Raw genomic sequence first — 20,447 nt, forward strand, 5'->3', positions numbered from 1 at the left:
GAAAAGCTACGTTGCATTCACAGAACTGACAACGAGCACATTGCATGCGATCGCCATCACCGCAGGTCAAGGCAGAGAAATCGTTGCAGTGACCCTGTTACTTAACGCAACAACCCACCCCCGTTCGTTGCAATGAAATGGAAGCGAACGCTATGGTGGATCCCTCACGGACCACGAAGGAGAGCCGATGCCCGGAGGCAGACTCACGCAGCCCGAACGTCAGCAGATCGCGCTGGGGCTGGCCGACGGCCTCGCCTACGCCGAGATCGCCAGGCGGCTCGAACGCCCGACCTCGACGATCACCCGGGAGGTGATGCGCAACGGCGGCCCCACCGGCTACCGCGCCGACCTCGCCCATCGCGCCACCGAACGCCGCGCCCACCGGAGCAGGCAGACCACGCCCCGGGGAACACAGACACCCCCGCAGGCCCACGGGCGCGACGCCGAGGCCGTCCGCGAGTACGAGGAGATCTTCACCACCGTCCTCATGCAGTCGGGCATGCCCAAGATGATGGCCAGGGTGATGGCCTGCGTCTGCCTCACCGACACGGGCAGCCTCACCGCGGCCGAACTCGTCCAGCACCTCCAGGTCAGCCCGGCGTCCGTCTCGAAGGCGATCGCCTTCCTGGAGAGCCAGGACATGATCCGCCGCGAACGCGACGAGAACCGCCGCGACCGCTATGTCGTCGACGCCGACGTCTGGTACCAGTCGATGATGGCCAGCGCCCGCGCCACCGCGCACATAGTCGAGATCGCACGCCAGGGCGTCGGGGTCCTCGGCTCCGACACCCCGGCCGGCACCCGCCTCGAGAACATCGCCCGCTTCCTCGACTACGTCTCCGAGAGCACCGCCCGCGCCGCCGCGCAGGCCCGCGAGATCCTCCACACGAAGGCGGAGCCGGCTGCGGACAGCACCGCCTGAGCCGGAACCACCCTCCGGCCGAGGGCGCGCCCGGCACCCGCACCCCCCGCCGGACGCGCCCGGCACCCCCGCACCCCCGCACCCCGCCCGACGCCCCCGGCACCCGTACGGCCTTCCGCGGATTGCCGGGGGCCCGGGGGCGGCCGAGGATCGGGACATGTTCAGTGGCGCGCATGTGATCCTCTACACGAAGGACGCCGAGGCCGACCGGGCCTTCCTCAAGGACGTCTTCGGCTTCGAGCACGTGGACGCCGGGGGCGGCTGGCTCATCTTCAAACTGCCGCCCGCCGAGGTGGCCGTGCATCCCACGGAGGACGAACCGAAGCACGAGGTCTACCTCATGTGCGAGGACCTCACCAGGGTCCTGACCGAACTCGAGGACCGGGGCGCCGAGATCTCACGGGCCATCACCGACCAGGGCTGGGGCCTGCTGGCCGCCGTACGGCTGCCGAGCGGAACCGAACTCCCCCTGTACGAACCGCGTCACCCGACTGCGCACGGCCTGTCACCCTGACGGCCCACCCCGACGACAGGGGTCATCTCATATCTGAGATAACGTGACGCCATGGCAGACGACTACCTCGTACGCATCGGCAAGCTCATCCGTGACGCCCGTCAGCACCGTGGCTGGACACAGACGCAGCTCGCCGAAGCACTGGCCACGAGCCAGAGCGCCGTCAACCGGATCGAGCGCGGCAACCAGAACATCAGCCTTGAGATGATCGCCCGGATCGGCGAAGCCCTCGACAGCGAGATCGTGTCCCTGGGTTACGCGGGACCGATGCACCTCCGGGTCGTCGGCCGCCGCCGGCTCTCCGGCGCCATCGACGTCAAGACGAGCAAGAACGCCTGTGTCGCGCTGCTCTGCGCCTCCCTCCTCAACAAGGGCCGCACAGTGCTTCGCCGGGTCGCCCGCATCGAAGAGGTCTTCCGGCTGCTCGAAGTCCTCAACTCCATCGGAGTGCGCACCCGCTGGATCAACGACGGGGTCGACCTGGAGATCGTGCCGCCCGCCGAACTGGACATGGAGTCCATCGACGCCGAGGCCGCGATCCGTACCCGCTCGATCATCATGTTCTTCGGCCCGCTGCTGCACCGCATGGACCGCTTCCGGCTGCCGTACGCCGGAGGCTGCGACCTCGGTACGCGCACGATCGAACCGCACATGATCGCGCTGCGCCGCTTCGGCCTCGACATCACCGCGACCGAGGGCATCTACCACGCCCAGGTCGAGCGCTCGGTCTCCCCCGACCGCCCGATCGTGCTGACCGAGCGCGGGGACACGGTCACCGAGAACGCCCTCCTCGCGGCCGCCCGCCACGACGGCGTGACCGTCATCCGCAACGCCTCCTCCAACTACATGGTCCAGGACCTGTGCTTCTTCCTGGAGGCGCTCGGCGTACGGGTGGACGGCATCGGCTCCACCACCCTCACCGTGCACGGCGTGCCGCAGATCGACGTGGACGTCGACTACTCCCCCTCCGAGGACCCGGTCGAGGCGATGAGCCTGCTGGCCGCCGCCGTCGTCACCGAGTCGGAGCTGACGATCCGCCGGGTACCGATCGAGTTCATGGAGATCGAGCTCGCGGTCCTGGAGGAGATGGGCCTCGACCACGACCGTACGCCCGAGTACCCGGCCGACAACGGGCGGACCCGCCTGGTCGACCTGACGGTCCGCCCCTCCAAGCTGGAGGCGCCGATCGACAAGATCCACCCGATGCCGTTCCCCGGCCTGAACATCGACAACGTGCCCTTCTTCGCCGCCATCGCGGCCACGGCGCAGGGCAAGACCCTGATCCACGACTGGGTCTACGACAACCGCGCGATCTACCTCACGGACCTGAACCGCCTGGGCGGCCGCCTCCAACTCCTGGACCCCCACCGCGTCCTGGTCGAGGGCCCCACCCGCTGGCGCGCCGCCGAGATGATGTGCCCGCCGGCCCTGCGCCCTGCGGTGGTCGTCCTCCTGGCGATGATGGCCGCCGAGGGCACGTCGGTCCTCCGGAACGTGTACGTCATCAACCGCGGCTACGAGGACCTCGCGGAGCGCCTGAACTCGATCGGCGCGCAGATCGAGATCTTCCGGGACATCTGAGCACGTCCGGGGAACCCCGTGCGGCCCGACGGGGGCCGACCGGACCTCACGAACCCTTGAGGCCCCCTCGCTCCTCCTGAGCGAGGGGGCCTTTCGCGCCGTTCGTCAGGAGGCCGTCGGGGTGGTCGGGTCCCGGTACGGGGCGCGGGTCTCGAGGCGGGTCAGGAGGGAGGTGCGGTGGGCGGGGGTGGTGGCCAGGTCGAGGGCCGTCCAGGCCATCGCGAGGCCGCCGTCGAGGACCGCGCGGTCGGCCTGCGGGGTCGTGCCGTACCGGGTGAAGTCGGGGTTGTGCATGATCGTGTCTCCGCAGTCGTAGCCGATCATGGGGTGGATGGTCGGGACGTGGTGCGAGACGTTGCCCATGTCCGTGGAGCCGCCGCGGATCGACGGGTCCTCGGCCTTGGCGTCGCGGCCCAGCGCGCGGGCGGCGGCGAGGTAGCTGCGGCCCATGGCGAGGTCCTGGCGGAGGTCGGCGTAGTCGTTGCCGACGGCCTCCAGGGCCAGTTCGGCGCCGGTGGCGAGGGCGCCGGCCTCGAAGCAGGCGCGGACGCGGGCCTGGAGCTCGCGGAGTTCCTCGCTGGTGCCGGCGCGGCAGTCGTAGTCGGCGGTGGTACGGGCCGGGATGACGTTGGCGGCCTCGCCGCCGGAGGTGACGAAGCCGGAGACGACGGCTCCGGGCCGCATCTGCTGGCGGTACGCGGCGATGGCGACCTGCGCGATCATCATCGCGTCGGCGGCGTTGACGCCGCGCTCGGGCATGGCCGCGGCGTGTGCGGCGCGGCCCGTGTAGCCGACCTGCCAGCTGCTGATGGCGAGTGAGCTCATGCCGACGGAGTCCGAGGGCGCGGCGTGCACCATCATCGCGGCGGCGACGTCGTCGAACGCGCCGCCGCGCAGCATGTCGACCTTGCCGCCGCCGGACTCCTCGGCCGGGGTCCCCAGGAGCTTGACGGTGATGCCGAGTTCGTCCGCCAGCGGCGCGAGCGCCAGGGCCGCGGTGACGGCGGCGGCGCCGTTGACGTTGTGGCCGCAGGCGTGGCCGATGCCCGGCAGCGCGTCGTACTCGGCGCAGATGCCGAGGACGAGCTCGCCGCTGCCCGCGGTGGCGGTGAACGCGGTCGGCAGGTCGCATACGCCTCGGGTCACGTCGAAGCCGGCCGCCTCGACGAGGTCGGTGATCCGGCGCGCGGAGCGGTGTTCCTCGTAGGCGAGTTCGGGGTCGGCGTGGAGCTGGTGGCTGAGGGCGAGGACGGCGTCCTGGCGTCGTGTCACGACGTCGCGGGTGCGTGCGCGCAGCGGGTCGAGAAGCGCCGTGGTGGTGGTCATGAGCGGGCCTCGCGGTCCTTCGGGGTGCGGTAGAGGAGGGAGAGCGCGGCGCCGGCCAGGGAGACGACCGCGCAGATCGTCCAGGACGTGGTGTAGGCGCCGAGAGCGGGCAGGGTCTCGCCGGCCGGGGTGCGGGCGGCGAACACGGTGAGGACGATCGCGGCCCCGACGGAGCCGCCGACGTTGATGAGGAGTTCGTTGATCCCCGAGCCGACCGATGTCCGGTCGTGCGGGACGGACTCGACGGCGAGGGTACGGGTGGAGTGCTGGAGGAATCCGATGCCGAGCCCGGCGACGGCGGTGCCGATGAGGAACAGCGGCATCGAACCGTGCCAGGCCAGGGAGGCGACGTAGCCGGCGGCCATGAGCAGGGAACCGGTGCAGAGGGTGAGCCGGTCGGAGATCGCGGCGGCGACCGCGGGCGCGGCCAGGGCTCCGGCGGCGATGGCGAGGAGGTTGGGCAGCATGGCGAGGCCGGTGGCGAACGGGTCCAGGCCGAGGCCGTAGCCGTGCTCGGCGGGGCCGGTGCCCATGAAGACGGGGTTGGCCACCTGGAGGCCGATCATCGGGACGGTGAAGGTCACGGTCACCAGGGAGACGGTGACCACGTTGCGGCGCCGGAACATCCGGACGTCGATCATCGGCTCGGCGGTCCGCAGCTCGACGCGGACCCACAGGGCGGTGACGAGCGCGCCGCCGACGAGGCAGCCGAGGGTGCGCGGCGAGGTCCACTCCCAGCCGGGCAGTCCGCCCATGCCGAGGCCGAGCATGACGGCGACGAGGCCCGCGCAGAGGAGGATGCCGCCCGCCCAGTCGATCCGCCCGCCGGGGCGCGCCTGGGACTCGGGGAGCAGCGGCCACGTTGCGGCGAGGGCCAGGCCGACGGCCGCGGTGGGGACCCACAGGGCCGCGGTCGGGCTGTCGACGGCGCGGGCCACGAATCCGCTGGCGACCAGGCCGACCGCGATGCCGGCGACCAGCGCGGCGACCATGTAGCTGATGCCGCGGCGCGACTCCCCCTCACCGTCCTTCCCGCGGCCGCCGCCGCGGTTGCGGAGGATGCCGACGAGCAGCGGGAAGAAGCCCGCGAACGCGCCCTGCAGGATCTGGCCGGCGAGCAGGACGCCGAAGGAGCGGCTGAAGCCCACGAGGACGGAGCCGAGCAGGACGATCGCGAGGTTCCAGCGCAGGATGCGCCGGTGGCCGTAGAGGTCGCCCATGCGGGACAGGACCGGGGTGAACGCGACGGACGCGAGCAGGTTGGCGATGCTGATCCAGTTCAGGTCCGCGGCGGTGACCCGGAGGGTCTCCGTGAGGCCTTTCAGCAGCGGGGAGAGGAAGCCCTGAGTGATGCCGCTGGACAGCTCGACCAGTGCGACGGAGGCGATCACGGCGGCGCCGGGGGTCGCGCGGACGGCGGCCCGCGACGCCGGTGGCGTACGCAGGGTGTCGGTGTCCGTCATACGTACCACCTGTTCGAGGGAAGGGGGCCGGAGGGCCTGGGCGGGGAGTGCCGGGAGCGCGGAGAGCTCGCGGGCGGGTGACGGAGAAGCCTGCCGACGGCCGGTCGTCGACCGGCGGCCGCACGGCGGAATCCGCACCACAATGTCCCCAGCCGACGGGCAATCGGGCAAGAGTGCGCCTCACAATCGGGTGAAGGCGTCATTCGACGGGCTCGGATCGGCGGATCCTGGCGCGGTCCGCCCTCCGGCGCCCCTCCTCCGACACGCCCTCGCGGTCCGCCGGGCCCGCGCCGTAGGGTCCGGCCCCGCACCCCGCCCGCTCCCCAGGAGGTCCCCCCGATGCCGACCGGACCCTCACGGCCCGAGGCGCTCGACGCCCTGGACCACGCCGTGCTGCGGGCACTCCACCGCGACCCCCGGGCCCCCTTCTCGGAGGTGGCCGCCGCGGCCGGGGTGCACGAGCGCACCGCCGCGCGGAGGCTCGACCGGATGACCGCGACGGGTGCGGTCGGGTTCACCGCGGCCCTCGTCCCCGAGTACCTCGGCGAGGGAGTCACCGCGGAGGTGGCCGTACGCTGCGCCCCCGGCCGCGTGCACGACACCGCGCTGGCCCTCGCCCGGCGGCCGGAGGCGCGGTCCGTGGAGGTCGCCACCGGCGCGCTCGACGTGTTCGCCGAGCTGATCGTGCCCGACCACGACGCCCTGCTGACCCTCGTCGACGCGGGGATCGGCAGGCTCGACGGTGTCGTCGACATCCACTCCTCGGTGGTGCTGCGGCTGCTCCTCACCACCAGCGACTGGGCCCCGTACGACGACGAGCCCACCGACGTGCGCCGCCACGCCGTCGAGGGCCGGCCGCTGCCCGAGCCGCCGGTGGTGGACGAGCTCGACCGGCGCCTGGTCGCGCTGCTCCACCGCGACGCCCGGATGTCCACCACCCGGTTGGCACGCGAACTCCGGGTCGGCGAGACCACCGCGCGCCGCCGGCTGGGCCGGCTGATGGCCTCCCACGTCCTCCATCTGCGCCTGCACGCGGAGCCCGAGGTCCTCGGCTACCCCGTCGAGGCGCGGTTTCGGCTGGCCGTCGGGCAGGCCCGCCTCGATGACGCGATCCGCCGCCTGGCGGGGGCGCCGGCCGTCCGCCACCTCGTGGTGACGACCGGCACGACGGCGCTCCTCGGCTATTCGAGCCACCGCTCCACCCGGGACCTGCACGACTTCACCGTGCGCGTCCTCGGCTCGCTCGACGGCGTCACGTCGGCGGAGGTCGCCGTCCTGATGCGCACCTACAAGCGCGCCGGCTTCGAGTCGGGGCCCTGAGCCGGGCCGTGTCCGGGGTGGGCCGCCGGTCCTGGTTCAGGCGCCCACGCCCGGCCCCACCCCGCCCTTGAGGCGGTCGATGTCCGACTGGCGGACCTGGATCACAAAGAGGGCCACCAGGGCGCCGACCACGGCGAAGATGGCCGCCGTGACGAAGCCCGCGGAGACGCCGGAGGTCAGTACCTGGTCGCCCCAGGGGGCGGGGAGTTGGCCCGTTCTGGCGAACTCGGCCTTCTCCAGCGGGGTGGCCTGGGAGAGGAAGGCGGGGACCTGTACGTCCGCCTCGTTGCGGCTGGCCGTGCCGAAGACCGTCACCAGGATCGACAGACCCAGTGAACCGCCCACCTGCTGCATGGCGTTCAGCAGTCCGGACGCGGCGCCCGACTCCTGGGGTTCGACGTTCGACAGCGCCATGATGGTCAGGGAGACGAACATCAGGCCCATGCCGAGGCCGAAGACGAGGATCGGTCCGAGGATGCTGCCGAGATAGGTGGAGTCGATGTCGGTCAGGGTCAGCCAGGACAGTCCCGCCGCGGCGAGTACCGAACCCACCACCATGAAGGGTTTCGGGCCGTACCGGGGCAGCAGGTTGGACGTGAGGCCGGCGCCGACTCCGATGATCGCGCTGACCGGCAGGAACGCGAGACCTGTCGCCAGGGGGCTGAAGCCCAGCACCTGTTGGACGAACAGGGTGAGGAAGAAGAACATCCCGAAGATGGCCGCCGCCAGACAGAGCATGATGATGTAGGTGCCCGAGCGGTTGCGGTCCGCGAACATGTGCAGTGGTGTGATGGGTTGTTGGGAGCGCCGCTCGATCAGGATGAAGGTGGCCAGGAGGACGACCGCCGCGACGAACGAGCCGATCGTGTACGGGTCGCTCCAGCCTTCCTGGGCGGCCCGGATGAAGCCGTACACCAGAGCCACCATGCCGAGTGTGGAGGTGAGCGCGCCGGCCAGGTCGAAGTGGCCGGGGTGCCGCTCGGACTCCTTGACGTGTCGCGGGGTGAGGAAGGCGATGAGCAGGGCGATCGGCACGTTGACGAAGAAGATCCAGCGCCAGTCGAGCCATTGCACGAGCATGCCGCCCGCGACCAGACCGATCGCGCCGCCGCCGGCCGAGACGCCCGCGAACACACCGAAGGCCCGGTTGCGTTCCGGGCCTTCGTCGAACGTCGTGGTGATGAGGGAGAGCGAGGTCGGGGAGGCTATCGCGCCACCGACGCCCTGCAGGGCACGGGCCGCGAGGAGTTGCCACTCGCTCTGGGCCAGTCCGCAGAACAGTGAGGCCAGTCCGAAGAGCAGCACGCCGAAGATGAACACACGCCGCCGGCCCAGGATGTCGCCGGCGCGTCCGCCCAGCAGGAGCAGACCGCCGAAGGTCAGGGTGTAGGCGTTGACGACCCACGACAGGCTGGTGGTGGAGAAGTCCAGCGCGGTCTGGATGTGTGGGAGCGCGATGTTCACGATCGTGATGTCGAGAACGACCATCAGTTGACAGGAGGCGATGACGAACAGGGCGATGCCCTTGCCGTCACTGCCTTTCCTGGGGGTGGCCGTCTGTGCCGGGGGCGTCGGCTGGGGTGTACTCATTTGGCGACCTCGGGTCCTCGCCTGGTGAGTGAGCCGTGGGCCGGTCAGTCCACCTTTCGACACTAAGCCCGGCCTGCCGGGGTGACCAGTTGATCAAGCGTGGACGGGCTCGTCCAGGACCGCGAAGCCGTCCAGTTCCACCCGGGCCTGCTCGTCCCAGAGGCGTACGACTCCGATGACGGCCATGGCCGGGTAGTCGCGGCCCGCCAACCGTCGCCAGATCCTCCCGAGTTCGTGGGCGTGGGTGCGGTAGTCGTCGACGTCGGTGGTGTAGACGGTGACGCGGGCCAGGTCGGCGGGGGTGCCGCCGGCGTGCCGCAGGGCGGTGAGCAGATTGCCGAGGGCGGTGGTGAACTGCTCGGTGAGGGTGTCCCCCACGACGGCGCCCTCGTGGTCGAGGGCGGTCTGCCCGGCGAGGAAGACCAGCCTGGAGCCGGTGGCCGTCACGGCGTGGGAGAAGCCGGTGGGCGGGGCGAGTTCGGCGGGGTTGTGCCGGTGCAGGCTCATGAGGACGGCACCTCCTGGAGGCTGTCGAGCCTACGCCGGTGGGACGCGTACAGCTCCTTGGCGATGATCGTGCGCTGGACCTCGGTGGCTCCCTCGTAGATCCGGGGCGCGCGGACCTCGCGGTAGAGGTGTTCGAGGAGGTGACCGCGTTGCAGGGCGCGGGCTCCGTGGAGTTGGACGGCGGAGTCGACGACGTACTGGGCGGTCTCGGTGGCGAGGAGTTTGGCCATGGCGGAGCGGCGGGGCACGTCCGGGTCTCCGTCGTCGTACGCGGTCGCGGCCGCGTAGACGAGCAGGCGGGCGGCTTCGGTGCGGGTGGCCATCTCGGCGATCCGGTGGGCGACGGCCTGGAGGTCGGCGAGGTGTCCGCCGAAGGCGGGGCGGTCGGCGGTGTGGGCGAGGGCGGCGTCCAGGGCGGCCTGGGCCATGCCGACGGCGAACGCGCCGACGCTCGGCCGGAAGAGGTTGAGGGTGTGCATGGCGACCCGGAAGCCCTGGTCGGGTTCGCCGAGCAGGTCTTCGGGGCCGACGGGGACGCCGTCGAAGGTGAGGGTGCCCAGGGCGTGCGGGGCGAGCATGTCGAGGGGGTCCCCGCCGAGTCCGGGCCGGTCGGCGGGGACGAGGAAGGCGCTGACCCCGCGGGCTCCGGCGCCTTGGGTGGTGCGGGCGAAGACGGTGGCGAAGTCGGCCTCGGGGGCGTTGGAGATCCAGCGCTTCTCGCCGTGGAGGCGCCAGCCGCCGGCGCCGTCGGGGCGGGCCTCCAGGGCGAGTGCGGCGGCGTCGGAGCCGGCGTCGGGTTCGGAGAGCGCGAAGGCGGCGACGGCCCGTCCCGCGGTGGCCTCGGGCAGCCAGCGGGCACGCTGCGCGGGGGTGCCGAAGGCGGCGACGGGGTGGGTGCCGAGGCCCTGGAGGGCGAGGGCGGTCTCGGCCTCGGTGCAGGTGCGGGCGAGGGATTCGCGCAGGAGGCAGAGTTCGAGGGCGCCCGCGTCGAAGAGCCGGGCGAGCAGGCCGAGCTCGCCGAGGGCAGCCACGAGGGGGCGGTTGACCCGGCCGGGTTCGCCCTTGTCGGCGAGGGGTTTCAGGCGTTCGGCGGCGAGTGCGCGGAGTTCCGCACACCAGGTGATCTGTTGCGGATCGAGCGAGAATGCGGGCATGTGGGCCCTCTCCGACGCCCTCGGGCGTCTTCGTCCCTGCGCCGACGGGCGGGTGCGTCCCCGCGCCGCCCGGCGCCTTCCTCCGAGTGCTTCCCCGCACTCTTGTCGCGAACCGTTGACTGCCGTCACCAACACGATACGCTCGTGGAGCGACGGGCGACCCCACCACGACAGGGGGACGGACTCATGGAGCTGACACCCTCGGCCCACCTCGATACATTCGCCCGCGACCGGCTGCCGCCGCCGGATCGGTGGCCGCGTCTCCTCTTCGACCTCCCGGAGCTCTCGTACCCCGACCGGCTCAACTGCGGGACGGAACTCCTCGACCGCACGACGCGGCGATTCGGCGCCGACCGGCCCGCCTTCCTCGACGGCGAGGGCGGTGTCTGGACCTACGGGGAACTCCAGGACCGGGTCGACCGGATAGCCCATGTCCTCACCTCCGACCTGCGGGTCAGGCCCGGGAACCGGGTCCTGCTGCGCGGCCCCACCACCCCCTGGCTGGCCGCCTGCTGGCTCGCCGTGATGAAGGCGGGCGCGGTCGCCGTCACCGTGCTGGCCCAGCAGCGCGCCCCCGAACTGGCCGTGATGGCCGACGCGGCCCGCTGCACCCACGCCCTCTGCGACGCCCATGTCCTCGACGAACTCCTCGCGGCCCGGATCCCGGGACTCCGCGTCACTCCCTTCGGCGGCGACGGACCGGACGACCTGCTCGCCCTGACCGCCCGCCGCAGCGGCCCCTACACGGCGGTGGAGACGGCCGCCGACGACGTGGCCCTCATCGCCTTCACCTCCGGCACGACCGGCCGCCCCAAGGGCTGTGTCCACTTCCACCGGGACGTCCTGGCCGTCGCCGACACCTTCTCCGCGCACGTCCTGCGCCCGCTGCCCGACGACGTCTTCGCCGGCTCGCCGCCCCTCGCCTTCACCTTCGGCCTCGGCGGGCTCGTCGTCTTCCCCCTGCGGGCCGGGGCGAGCGCGGTCCTGCTCGAACAGGCCGGGCCCAAGCAGCTGCTCGCCGCGATCGAGCGGCACCGGGTGTCGGTGCTCTTCACCGCCCCGACGGCCTACCGCGTCATGCTCGAGGAACTCGACCAGGGCACCGCCCCCGACATCGGCTCGCTGCGCCGCTGCGTCTCGGCCGGCGAGAACCTCCCGGAGGCCACCTGGACGGCCTGGTACACCCGCACCGGCCTGCGCATGATCAACGGCATCGGCGCGACCGAGCTCCTGCACATCTTCATCTCCGCCTCCGACGGCGACATCCGCCCCGGCACCACCGGCCGCCCGGTGCCCGGCTGGCAGGCCAGGGTCGTGGACCACGAGGGCAGGAACGTCCCGGACGGCGAGGAGGGGCTGCTCGCCGTCCGCGGCCCGGTGGGCTGCCGCTATCTGGCCGACCCCCGCCAGGCGGAGTACGTACGCGAGGGCTGGAACGTCACGGGCGACACGTACGTCCGCGAGCCCGACGGCTACTTCCGCTATGTCTCACGGGCCGACGACATGATCATCTCGGCCGGGTACAACATCGCGGGACCGCAGGTCGAGGAAGTCCTCCTCGACCACCCCGACGTCGTGGAGACGGCGGTGGTCGGCCGCCCGGACGAGCTCCGCGGCCAGGTCGTCGTCGCCTACACGGTGGTACGGGACGGGGTGCCGCGCGACTCCGCCACGGCCGCGGCCCTGCGGGCCTTCGTCCGCGCCCGCCTCGCCCCCTACAAGTCGCCCCGCGAGATCGTCTTCCTGGACGCGCTGCCGCGCACACCCACGGGCAAGCTCCAGCGCTTCCGGCTGCGGGACCCGGCATGACGACGATCCCGCCGGCGGCCCGCGCCGGGAGCCGCCGCCCGGCACGACCGGGCGCGGCCGGGCTCGACCGCAGGAGCCGGCACGACCGACGAGCCCGCCCGCGGAACCACCCTCTAAAGTGATCACGTGGCCGAGCAGCACACTCCCCGATCCCTCATCGTCTCCCTCTACGGCGCGTACGGCCGTACGCCCGACGGCTCGCCGATGCCAGTGGCCGCGCTCATCCGGCTGCTCGCCGTCCTCGGGGTGGACGCGCCCTCGGTGCGCTCCTCGGTGTCGCGGCTGAAGCGGCGCGGACTGCTGCTGCCGGGCCGGACGGCCGACGGGGCCGCCGGGTACGCCCTCTCGGCGGACGCCCGCCGGCTCCTGGACGACGGCGACCGCCGGATCTACGCCCGCACCGAACCGAAGCTCTCCGAGGGCTGGGTCCTCGCCGTCTTCTCGGTCCCCGAGGCCGAGCGGCACAAGCGGCATCTGCTGCGCTCCCGGCTCGCCCGCCTCGGCTTCGGCACGGCGGCCCCCGGCGTCTGGATCGCGCCCGCGCGGCTGTACGAGGAGACCCGGAACGCCCTGGAGCGCCTGGAGCTCTCCCCGTACGTGGACCTCTTCCGGGGCGACCACCTCGGCTACGCGGCCACGGCCGGGGCGGTGGCCCGCTGGTGGGACCTGCCGTCGATCGCCGGGCTCCACGAGGAGTTCCTCGCCGCCCACGAGCCCGTGCTGCGGGCCTGGCGGGCGGCCCCGGCGGGCGCCGAGGACGCCTACCGGGACTATCTGCTCGTCCTGGACTCCTGGCGGCGACTGCCCTACGCGGACCCGGTGCTCCCGGCGGAGCTCCTTCCGGACGACTGGCCCGGCCGGCGCTCGGCCGAGGTCTTCGCGGCCCTGCACGAGCTGCTGCGGGACCGGGGCGCGGAATTCGTCCGCCCGTTCGTCTCCGGCGCCGGGGAGCACTCCGGGGACGGTGACCCGACCGGGGCCGGGGACTAGTCCCGGGACCGGCTCCTCGCCGCGAAAGCCCCGAGCAGGCAGACGAAGCCCGCCGTGCTCAGGACGGCGCGGACGATGTTCCACGCCACCCAGGGGCCCTCGAAGGCGTCACGGGCGGCCGACACGTCCCCGGCGGCCGCGAGCGCGTCGTTGAGCGGCACGTTCACCGCCGAGGTGACCACGAGGACGGCCACCGAGAGGGCGAGACCGGCGAGCGTCCAGACCCTCGTCCGGGTGGCGCGGTACTGCCAGGCCGCCACCGCCGTGAGGATCGGCGCCCCGAAGAACACGCCGAAGAAGAGCGGGTTCTGGATCACCTCGTTGATGTTCCGCATCACCTCGGCGAAGACCCGGTCGTCGCTGCGTGCCAGGGCCGGCATCACCGAGCAGACGTACGCGAACCACACACCCGCGACCAGTCCGGTCGCCACCGTCGCCGCGCCGAGGACCGCCCCGGCACCCTTCCCACCCCGCTGCTGTGTCATGTCCTCATTCAAGGGCAGGGGCGGTGCGCGGACCATGGTCCCGCGTCGCACCCGCATACGCGAGCGTCCACGGGCTGGGGCGGCCCCTCAGCCCCGGCGGCCGGTCGGGGGCGGGCGGTTGCCCGCGCGGTACGGGGCCGGCCAGGGCGCGGCGGGGCCCTCGTAGCCCTGTTCGGCCGCCGCGTGCAGGGTCCAGTGCGGGTCGTAGAGGTGGGGGCGGGCCAGCGCGCACAGATCGGCACGGCCCGCCAGGAGCAGCGAGTTGACGTCGTCCCACGAGGAGATCGCGCCGACGGCGATCACCGGGACGCCGGTCTCGTTGCGGATGCGGTCGGCGTACGGGGTCTGGTAGGAGCGGCCGTATGCGGGTGCCTCGTCGGGGACGACCTGACCGGTGGAGACGTCGATCGCGTCGGCGCCGTGGTCCGCGAAGGCGCGGGCGATCGCGACGGCGTCCTCCTCGCTCGTGCCGCCCTCGGCCCAGTCGGTGGCCGAGATACGGACGGTCATGGGGCGCTCCTCCGGCCACACCTCCCGTACCGCGTCGAAGACCTCGAGCGGGAAGCGCAGCCGGCCGTCGAGGTCTCCCCCGTACGCGTCGGTGCGGTGGTTGGTGAGCGGGGAGAGGAAGCCGGAGAGCAGGTAGCCGTGGGCGCAGTGCAGTTCGAGGAGGTCGAAGCCCGAGCGGGCGGCGCGCCGGGCGGCGGAGGTGAACTCCTCGCGCACGGCGGTGAGTCCGGCGCGGTCGAGGGCTCGGGGCGTCTGGTTGACGCCGGGCCGGTACGGGAGGGGCGAGGCGGCGACGAGCGGCCAGTTGTCCTCGGGCAGCGGCTGGTCGATGCCCTCCCACATGCGCCGGGTGGAGCCCTTGCGGCCGGAGTGGCCGAGCTGGACACCGAGCGCCGTACCGGGTGCCTCGGCGTGCGCGAAGGCGGTGATCCGGGACCAGGCGGCGGCCTGTTCGTCGGTCCACAGGCCGGTGCAGCCGGGGGTGATCCGGCCCTCGGGACTCACGCAGACCATCTCGGTCATCACGAGTCCGGCGCCGCCGAGGGCTCTGGACCCGAGGTGGACGAGGTGGAAGTCGCCGGGGACGCCGTCCTCGGCGACGTACATGTCCATCGGGGAGACGACGACCCGGTTGCGCAGGGTCAGTCCGCGGAGCCGGAAGGGGGTGAACATGGGCGGGGTGCCGGGCGGGCAGCCGAAGTCGCGTTCGACGGTGGCGGTGAAGGCCGGGTCGCGGAGGCGCAGGTTGGCGTGGGTGACGCGGCGGCTGCGGGTCAGCAGGTCGAAGGCGAACGGGCGGGGCGGCCGGTCGACATGGCCGGCGAGTTCCTCGAACCAGCGGAGGCTGGCGGTGGCCGCGCGCTGGGTGGACTCGACGACGGGGCGGCGTTCGGCCTCGTACGCGGCCAGGGCCTCCGGGAGGGTGCGGTTCCCGCCGTCGGCGGCCGCGTGCCCCTCCAGGCTGTTCACCAGGGCGAGGGCGTCCTCGACGGCCAGTTTGGTGCCGGAGCCGATGGAGAAGTGCGCGGTGTGGGCGGCGTCGCCGATGAGCACGGTGTTGCCGTACGACCAGTGTGCGTTGACGACGGTACGGAAGGCGGTCCAGGCGGAGCGGTGGGAGCGCAGCTCCCGGCCGCCGAGCGCCTCCGCGAAGATCTTGGCGCAGCGGGCGGTGGACTCGGTCTCGTCGAGCTCCTCGAACCCGGCGGCCCGCCAGACCTCCTCGCGCATCTCGACGATGGCGGTGGAGGCCCCTGCCTCGTAGGGGTAGGCGTGCAGCTGCATCACGCCGTACTCCGTCTCGGCGATCTCGAAGCGGAAGGCGTCGAAGGCGAAGTCCGCGGCGAGCCAGATGTAGCGGCAGCGGTGGGTGGTGATCCGGGGGCGGAAGTGCGCGGCGTGGGCCTCGCGGGTGCGGCTGTGGACGCCGTCGGCGGCGACGACCAGGTCGTGGCCGGCGGCGAGGACGTCGGGTGGCGGTGCCTCGGCGCGGAAGCGGAGCCGTACGCCCAGCTCGGTGCAGCGGGCGTGCAGGATCTCCAGGAGCCGGCGGCGGCCGAGGGCGGCGAAGCCGTGGCCGGTGGAGGTGGTGCGGTGGCCGCGGTGGACGACGTCGATGTCGTCCCAGCGGACGAGGTCGCGGCGGAGTGCCTCGTACACGACGGGGTCGGCGTCCCGGATGCCGCCGAGGGTCTCGTCGGAGAGGACGACACCGAAGCCGAAGGTGTCGGAGGGGGCGTTCCGCTCCCAGACGGTGACCTCGCGGCGGGGGTCGAGCCGCTTGAGCAGGGCCGCGGCGTAGAGGCCGCCGGGGCCGCCCCCGACCACGGCGATACGGGACGGGGTGGGGCCTGAGGGGCCGGCGGCGGAAGCGGCGGGGATCCGGTCGGGGCCGGGCACCGTCAGCACCCCCGCCATTTCGGGGGCCGCTTCTCCGTGAAGGCGGCGTGGAACTCGGCGTAGTCCGCACCGTTCATCAGGAGCGCCTGGGTGGCCGCGTCCATCTCGATCGCGGCGGCGAGCGGCATGTCGAGTTCGGCGGTGAGCAGCGCCTTGGTCTGGGCGAGGGCGAGCGCGGGTCCGTCGGCGAGACGGCGGGCGAGTTCGGCGGCCCGCTCCCCCGCCCGGCCCTCCTCGGTGAGCTCGGAGAGCAGTCCGATCCGCTCCGCCTCGGCGGCGTGGACGGGTTCGCCCAGCATGAGGAGGCGGGTGGCGTGGCCGAGTCCGACGACCCTCGGCAGCAGATAGGCCGCGCCCATGTCGCCGCCGGAGAGGCCGACCCGGGTGAAGAGGAAGGCGAAGCGGGTGGTGGGGTCGGCGATCCGGAAGTCGGCGGCGAGGGCGAGGACGGCCCCGGCGCCCGCGGCGACCCCGTGAAGGGCGGCGACGACCGGGAAGGGGCACTCGCGGAGGGCCCGGACCACCTGGCCGGTCATCCGGTTGAAGTCGAGGAGCTGGGCGGTGTCGAGGGAGAGGGTGGCGCCGATGATCTCGTCGACGTCGCCGCCGGAGCAGAAGCCGCGGCCTTCGCCGTCGAGGACGAGGGCGCGGACGGACCGCTCGCGGGAGAGCTCGGCGAGGAGGTCGCGCAGATCGGCGTAGGCGCCGAAGGTGAGGGCGTTGAGTTTCGCGGGGCGGGCCAGCGTGACGGTGGCGACGCCCCGGTCGATGTCGAGGCGCAGATGCTGCCAGCGTGCCGTGCGGGGCGTGGAGCCGGTAAAGGGGCTCATCCGGAACGGCCTCCTTCCTCCGTTCGGAGGGTATCACTCTACTGTGACCGTCGTCACGAGCGCGCGATAAAGGAGGGATGCGAAAGGGGCGCCCAAGGTCCTCGGCAACAGATGACCGAGGTCCCTACCGCTCAGGGAGGGGCGCCCCTGGAGAAGAAACGCGCACCTCGTAGGGTTGAAACCAGGACGTCTCGGGATGCTCCACCGCACTCGCCCACCCGCCCCCACTCGGTGAAGGGAGCCCGCCCCCATGCCCGAAGCCTCCGGACCCTCGGCCGGCGGAGCCATTCCCGGCGGATCCGCCGGACCCCCCTCCCTCCGGGCCCCCAACGGACCCGGTGAAACCCCCGCGCTCCTGGCCGCCGCGGGTTCCCCCACCTCCTGGCGCGTCCGGCTGCCCCACACCACCGCCGCCGTGCCGATCGCCCGCCATCTGATCCGTGCCGCGCTCGACGACCTCGGACCCGGGACCGTCGGCCTGCCCGACGGCGACACGGCGGAACTGCTCACGGCCGAGCTCGTGGCCAACGCCGTCGAGCACACCGCGGGCCTCGGCCCCATCGAGCTGGTCGTCGAGCTGTTCTCCGCGCCCGGCGGCTGCCAGATCGAGGTCCACGACTCCCAGCCCGCCCGCCCCGGCGAGCTCGACGGCCCCGCCCCGGGCACCGAGGTCGACCCCTGGCAGGAGCACGGCCGCGGCCTGCTCCTCATCCGCGCCCTCAGCAGCGACTGCGGTCACCGCCCCACCGCGCACGGCAAGGCGGTCTGGTTCACACTCCCGGGGATACCGGCCCAGCGCCGTCCGCCGCCGTGACCAGCCGCGAGCGGCTCCGCCCGTAGAACGCGTACACCAGCGTCCCGACGACCAGGAACCCGGCGAACTGCAGCCAGGTCGTCCAGCCCGTGCCCCAGATCAGATAGAGGCAGAATCCGATCCCGAGGATCGGGCTCAGCGGGAAGAGCGGCACCCGGAACGAGCGCGGCAGCTCGGGGTTCCGGCGCCGCAGCACCATCACCGCGAGGTTGACGACCGCCATGATGGCGAGCGTGCCGATGGTGGTCAGGTTGACGACCACGTCGAGCGAGGCGAAGGCCGCCGGTACGGCGAAGACGGCGGCCACGATCCAGGTGTTGGCCACGGGAGTGGCGGACTTCGGCGAGACCCGCTCGAAGACCCGGGGCACGAGACCGTCGCGGGACATCGACATCAGGATGCGGGTCTGCCCGTACATCACCGCGAGGACGACGGACGCGATGGCGACGACCGCGCCGAAGGCGATGATCCCGCCGCCGACCGACGACCCGGTGACCTGGTCGACGACGAGCGAGAGCGCGGCCGGCTGACCGGCCACGGCGTCGGCTCCGAGTGCCCCGATCGCGGAGAGCGCGACGGCGCAGTAGAGCAGGGTGACGAGCCCGATGCAGACGAGGATGGCGATCGGGATGTTCCGCCGCGGGTTCTTCACCTCCTCGCCGGCCGTGGTGATCGCGTCGAAGCCGATGTACGAGAAGAAGGCCACCGAGGCGCCCGCGGTGATCCCGCCCACGCCGTGCTCGGCGAACGGCGACAGGTGGCCGGCCCGGAAGGCCGAGAATCCGATCGCGCAGAAGACGATCAGGATCCCGATCTTGAGGACCGCCATGGCGGCGGTCGCCCGCGCGCTCTCCCGGACCCCGCGCACCAGCAGGGTGGCGGCGAGCAGGATGACGACGACGGCGGGGACGTTGACGACACCGCCGTCGGCGGGCCCGGCGGACAGCGCCTCGGGGAGCTGCACGCCGATGAGGCTGTCGAGCAGCTCGTTGAGGTACTGGCTCCAGCCGACGGCGACCGCGGAGACGGAGACGCCGTACTCCAGGAGGAGGCACCAGCCGACGAGGAACGCGGTCCGTTCGCCGAGGCTCGCGTAGGCGAAGGAGTAGGAGGAGCCCGAGACCGGGATCGCGCCGCCCAGTTCCGCGAAGGAGAAGGCCGTGAAGACGCAGGTGATCGCGGCGAGGACGTAGGAGATCACGACCGCGGGGCCCGCCTCGGCGACGCTGTCGGAGAGGCCGACGAAGATGCCGGTGCCGACGATCGCGCCGACGCCGAAGCACACGAGCTGGAAGAGCCCCATGGTGCGCTTGAGGCCGTGGCCTTCGAGGTCGGCGCCGGATTCGGCGAGGAGCTGCTGCGGGGATTTGATCCGCGAGGTCCGCGAGGTCATGCGGTGGTTCTCATTCCTGGTGGTGCATGCGTGAGGGGGTCCGGACAACCGCACCCGAACCCCCTGAAGGATGCGATCCTAAGCCGCACCACGCATATTCACCCAATCGGGCGTAAAGCTATGCCGTCGCCTCGGCCGTCGCCGTCGTCGCCGCCGGATCCGCGCTCGGAGCCGGGTCGGCCATCGTCGCGACCAGGACCGCCTTGATCGTGTGCATCCGGTTCTCCGCCTCGTCGAAGACGACCGAGTGCGCCGACTCGAAGACCTCGTCGGAGACCTCCAGCTCGGTCAGGCCGTGCCGGGCGTGGATGTCCCGCCCGACGGCCGTGCCCAGGTCGTGGAAGGCCGGCAGACAGTGCAGGAACTTGACGTCCGGGTTCCCGGTGGCGCGCAGCACGTCCATGGTCACGGAGTACGGGGCGAGGGCGGTGATCCGCTCGTCCCAGACCTCCTTGGGCTCACCCATGGAGACCCAGACGTCGGTGGCGACGAAGTCGGCGCCGCGGACGCCCTCCGTCACGTCCTCGGTGAGGGTGACGGTGGCGCCACTGGTCTCGGCGAGCTCGCGGGCGGCGGCCACGACGCCCTGGGCCGGCCAGTACGCCTCCGGGGCGACGATCCGCACGTCCATGCCGAGCAGGGCGCCGGTGACCAGGTAGGAGTTGCCCATGTTGAATCGGGCGTCGCCGAGGTAGGCGAAGGCGATCGTGTCCAGCGGCTTGTCCGTGTGCTCGGTCATGGTGAGCACGTCGGCGAGCATCTGGGTGGGGTGCCAGTCGTCGGTGAGCCCGTTGAAGACGGGGACGCCGGCGAAGGCGGCGAGCTCTTCGACCAAGGCCTGCCCGTCGCCCCGGTACTCGATGCCGTCGAACATCCGGCCGAGGACGCGGGCGGTGTCCTTGACCGACTCCTTGTGACCCATCTGGGAACCGGAGGGGTCGAGGTAGGTGGTGGAGGCGCCCTGGTCGGCGGCGGCGACCTCGAAGGCGCAGCGGGTGCGGGTCGAGGTCTTCTCGAAGATCAGGGCGATGTTCCTGCCGCGCAGCCGCTGGACCTCGGCGCCCGCCTTCTTGGCGGCCTTGAGTTCGGCGGCGAGCGCGACGAGGCCGCGGAACTCCTCGGCGGTGAAGTCCAGCTCCTTGAGGAAGTGGCGGCCGATGAGGTCTGTGGCCATGACACGCGCTCCTGTGGGTACGGTCGGGGGACGGCGATCGAGGACCCTGGAAGTCTATACGCAGTCCAGCATTTATATACAGCCCCCTCCGTGCGGGACCCGGATGCGGCCCAGGCCCGGGCGCCCAAGCCCCGGCTCACGTCCGACAGCCGACGGCACCGGATTC

17 protein-coding genes are annotated in these 20,447 nt (G+C 72.4%); 7 read left to right on the forward strand and 10 right to left on the reverse strand.

The genetic code is table 11. The features are described from left to right. Positions 1-187 precede the first annotated feature (187 nt). From IE311_RS30340 to IE311_RS30350, 3 genes are all read left to right on the forward strand, one after another. Complete coding sequence (locus tag IE311_RS30340) at positions 188-922, forward strand: helix-turn-helix domain-containing protein (RefSeq protein ID WP_189835051.1); 735 nt, start codon at positions 188-190, stop codon at positions 920-922. A 157-nt stretch (positions 923-1,079) separates the two neighbouring features. Beyond that, positions 1,080-1,436, forward strand: a complete 357-nt coding sequence (locus IE311_RS30345) for a VOC family protein (RefSeq protein WP_189835052.1) — start codon at positions 1,080-1,082, stop codon at positions 1,434-1,436. 51 nt (positions 1,437-1,487) lie between these two features. Beyond that, entirely contained in the window at positions 1,488-3,017 is a 1,530-nt protein-coding gene (locus tag IE311_RS30350) for a helix-turn-helix domain-containing protein (protein ID WP_189835053.1), read from the forward strand. 105 nt (positions 3,018-3,122) lie between these two features. Here IE311_RS30350 and IE311_RS30355 read toward each other — a convergent pair whose 3' ends face one another. Beyond that, positions 3,123-4,343, reverse strand: a complete 1,221-nt coding sequence (locus IE311_RS30355) for an amidohydrolase (RefSeq protein ID WP_189835054.1) — start codon at positions 4,341-4,343, stop codon at positions 3,123-3,125. Next, a complete protein-coding gene (locus tag IE311_RS30360) occupies positions 4,340-5,806 on the reverse strand; it encodes an MFS transporter (protein ID WP_189835055.1) in 1,467 nt (488 codons plus the stop codon). The genes IE311_RS30355 and IE311_RS30360 overlap by 4 nt, the downstream gene beginning before the upstream one ends. A 339-nt stretch (positions 5,807-6,145) precedes the next feature. Here IE311_RS30360 and IE311_RS30365 point away from each other — a divergent pair, with 339 nt between their 5' ends. Beyond that, positions 6,146-7,126, forward strand: coding sequence for an Lrp/AsnC family transcriptional regulator (locus IE311_RS30365; RefSeq protein ID WP_189835056.1), 981 nt, complete (start codon positions 6,146-6,148; stop codon positions 7,124-7,126). A 36-nt stretch (positions 7,127-7,162) separates the two neighbouring features. Here IE311_RS30365 and IE311_RS30370 read toward each other — a convergent pair whose 3' ends face one another. The 3 genes from IE311_RS30370 to IE311_RS30380 all read right to left on the reverse strand — a co-directional run bounded on the left by IE311_RS30370 (position 7,163) and on the right by IE311_RS30380 (position 10,377). After that, positions 7,163-8,716, reverse strand: coding sequence for an MFS transporter (locus IE311_RS30370; protein ID WP_189835057.1), 1,554 nt, complete (start codon positions 8,714-8,716; stop codon positions 7,163-7,165). A 93-nt stretch (positions 8,717-8,809) separates the two neighbouring features. Further along, positions 8,810-9,223, reverse strand: coding sequence for a RidA family protein (locus IE311_RS30375; protein ID WP_189835058.1), 414 nt, complete (start codon positions 9,221-9,223; stop codon positions 8,810-8,812). Then, the gene (locus IE311_RS30380; protein ID WP_189835059.1) at positions 9,220-10,377 is read right to left on the reverse strand and encodes an acyl-CoA dehydrogenase family protein; all 1,158 of its coding nucleotides are present in this window, start codon (positions 10,375-10,377) and stop codon (positions 9,220-9,222) included. Before IE311_RS30380 ends, IE311_RS30375 begins: the two co-directional genes overlap by 4 nt. Positions 10,378-10,563: 186 nt before the next feature. On the opposite strand from IE311_RS30380, the gene IE311_RS30385 reads away from it, so the two are divergent. Together IE311_RS30385 and IE311_RS30390 are read left to right on the forward strand one after the other, a co-directional pair. Further along, on the forward strand, positions 10,564-12,186 hold the full coding sequence (locus IE311_RS30385) for an AMP-binding protein (RefSeq protein ID WP_189835060.1): 1,623 nt from the start codon (positions 10,564-10,566) through the stop codon (positions 12,184-12,186). Between the two features lie 126 nt (positions 12,187-12,312). Beyond that, positions 12,313-13,176: a PaaX family transcriptional regulator gene (locus tag IE311_RS30390; RefSeq protein WP_189835061.1), complete on the forward strand. Its 864-nt coding sequence runs from the start codon at positions 12,313-12,315 to the stop codon at positions 13,174-13,176. On the opposite strand, the gene IE311_RS30395 is transcribed toward IE311_RS30390, so the two are convergent. From IE311_RS30395 to IE311_RS30405, 3 genes are all read right to left on the reverse strand, one after another. Then, positions 13,173-13,661, reverse strand: coding sequence for an anthrone oxygenase family protein (locus tag IE311_RS30395; RefSeq protein ID WP_189835062.1), 489 nt, complete (start codon positions 13,659-13,661; stop codon positions 13,173-13,175). The genes IE311_RS30390 and IE311_RS30395 overlap by 4 nt on opposite strands. An 87-nt stretch (positions 13,662-13,748) precedes the next feature. Then, entirely contained in the window at positions 13,749-16,088 is a 2,340-nt protein-coding gene (locus IE311_RS30400; RefSeq protein ID WP_229902258.1) for a bifunctional salicylyl-CoA 5-hydroxylase/oxidoreductase, read from the reverse strand. Next, complete coding sequence (locus tag IE311_RS30405; protein WP_189835063.1) at positions 16,073-16,900, reverse strand: enoyl-CoA hydratase family protein; 828 nt, start codon at positions 16,898-16,900, stop codon at positions 16,073-16,075. Before IE311_RS30405 ends, IE311_RS30400 begins: the two co-directional genes overlap by 16 nt. A 250-nt stretch (positions 16,901-17,150) precedes the next feature. Between IE311_RS30405 and IE311_RS30410 the strand changes: the two genes are divergently transcribed. Then, the gene (locus IE311_RS30410; RefSeq protein ID WP_189835064.1) at positions 17,151-17,714 is read left to right on the forward strand and encodes an ATP-binding protein; all 564 of its coding nucleotides are present in this window, start codon (positions 17,151-17,153) and stop codon (positions 17,712-17,714) included. Here IE311_RS30410 and IE311_RS30415 read toward each other — a convergent pair. Together IE311_RS30415 and argF are read right to left on the reverse strand one after the other, a co-directional pair. Then, on the reverse strand, positions 17,671-19,107 hold the full coding sequence (locus IE311_RS30415) for an amino acid permease (RefSeq protein WP_189835065.1): 1,437 nt from the start codon (positions 19,105-19,107) through the stop codon (positions 17,671-17,673). The two genes, IE311_RS30410 and IE311_RS30415, sit on opposite strands and share 44 nt — an antisense overlap. Before the next feature lie 118 nt (positions 19,108-19,225). Continuing rightward, positions 19,226-20,281, reverse strand: coding sequence for an ornithine carbamoyltransferase (gene argF / locus IE311_RS30420; protein ID WP_189835066.1), 1,056 nt, complete (start codon positions 20,279-20,281; stop codon positions 19,226-19,228). Between the last annotated feature and the right edge of the window lie 166 nt (positions 20,282-20,447).

This window comes from Streptomyces zaomyceticus (assembly GCF_014656215.1).
GTDB lineage: Bacteria > Actinomycetota > Actinomycetes > Streptomycetales > Streptomycetaceae > Streptomyces > Streptomyces zaomyceticus.

Excerpts from the sequence above, each read along its gene's own strand:
- IE311_RS30340 (WP_189835051.1), top strand. The coding sequence starts at position 188 with ATGCCCGGAGGCAGACTCACGCAGCCCGAACGTCAGCAGATCGCGCTG.
- IE311_RS30345 (WP_189835052.1), top strand. The coding sequence starts at position 1,080 with ATGTTCAGTGGCGCGCATGTGATCCTCTACACGAAGGACGCCGAGGCC.
- IE311_RS30350 (WP_189835053.1), top strand. The coding sequence starts at position 1,488 with ATGGCAGACGACTACCTCGTACGCATCGGCAAGCTCATCCGTGACGCC.
- IE311_RS30355 (WP_189835054.1), bottom strand. The coding sequence starts at position 4,343 with ATGACCACCACCACGGCGCTTCTCGACCCGCTGCGCGCACGCACCCGC.
- IE311_RS30360 (WP_189835055.1), bottom strand. The coding sequence starts at position 5,806 with ATGACGGACACCGACACCCTGCGTACGCCACCGGCGTCGCGGGCCGCC.
- IE311_RS30365 (WP_189835056.1), top strand. The coding sequence starts at position 6,146 with ATGCCGACCGGACCCTCACGGCCCGAGGCGCTCGACGCCCTGGACCAC.
- IE311_RS30370 (WP_189835057.1), bottom strand. The coding sequence starts at position 8,716 with ATGAGTACACCCCAGCCGACGCCCCCGGCACAGACGGCCACCCCCAGG.
- IE311_RS30375 (WP_189835058.1), bottom strand. The coding sequence starts at position 9,223 with ATGAGCCTGCACCGGCACAACCCCGCCGAACTCGCCCCGCCCACCGGC.
- IE311_RS30380 (WP_189835059.1), bottom strand. The coding sequence starts at position 10,377 with ATGCCCGCATTCTCGCTCGATCCGCAACAGATCACCTGGTGTGCGGAA.
- IE311_RS30385 (WP_189835060.1), top strand. The coding sequence starts at position 10,564 with ATGGAGCTGACACCCTCGGCCCACCTCGATACATTCGCCCGCGACCGG.
- IE311_RS30395 (WP_189835062.1), bottom strand. The coding sequence starts at position 13,661 with ATGACACAGCAGCGGGGTGGGAAGGGTGCCGGGGCGGTCCTCGGCGCG.
- IE311_RS30400 (WP_229902258.1), bottom strand. The coding sequence starts at position 16,088 with ATGGCGGGGGTGCTGACGGTGCCCGGCCCCGACCGGATCCCCGCCGCT.
- IE311_RS30405 (WP_189835063.1), bottom strand. The coding sequence starts at position 16,900 with ATGAGCCCCTTTACCGGCTCCACGCCCCGCACGGCACGCTGGCAGCAT.
- IE311_RS30410 (WP_189835064.1), top strand. The coding sequence starts at position 17,151 with ATGCCCGAAGCCTCCGGACCCTCGGCCGGCGGAGCCATTCCCGGCGGA.
- IE311_RS30415 (WP_189835065.1), bottom strand. The coding sequence starts at position 19,107 with ATGACCTCGCGGACCTCGCGGATCAAATCCCCGCAGCAGCTCCTCGCC.
- argF (WP_189835066.1), bottom strand. The coding sequence starts at position 20,281 with ATGGCCACAGACCTCATCGGCCGCCACTTCCTCAAGGAGCTGGACTTC.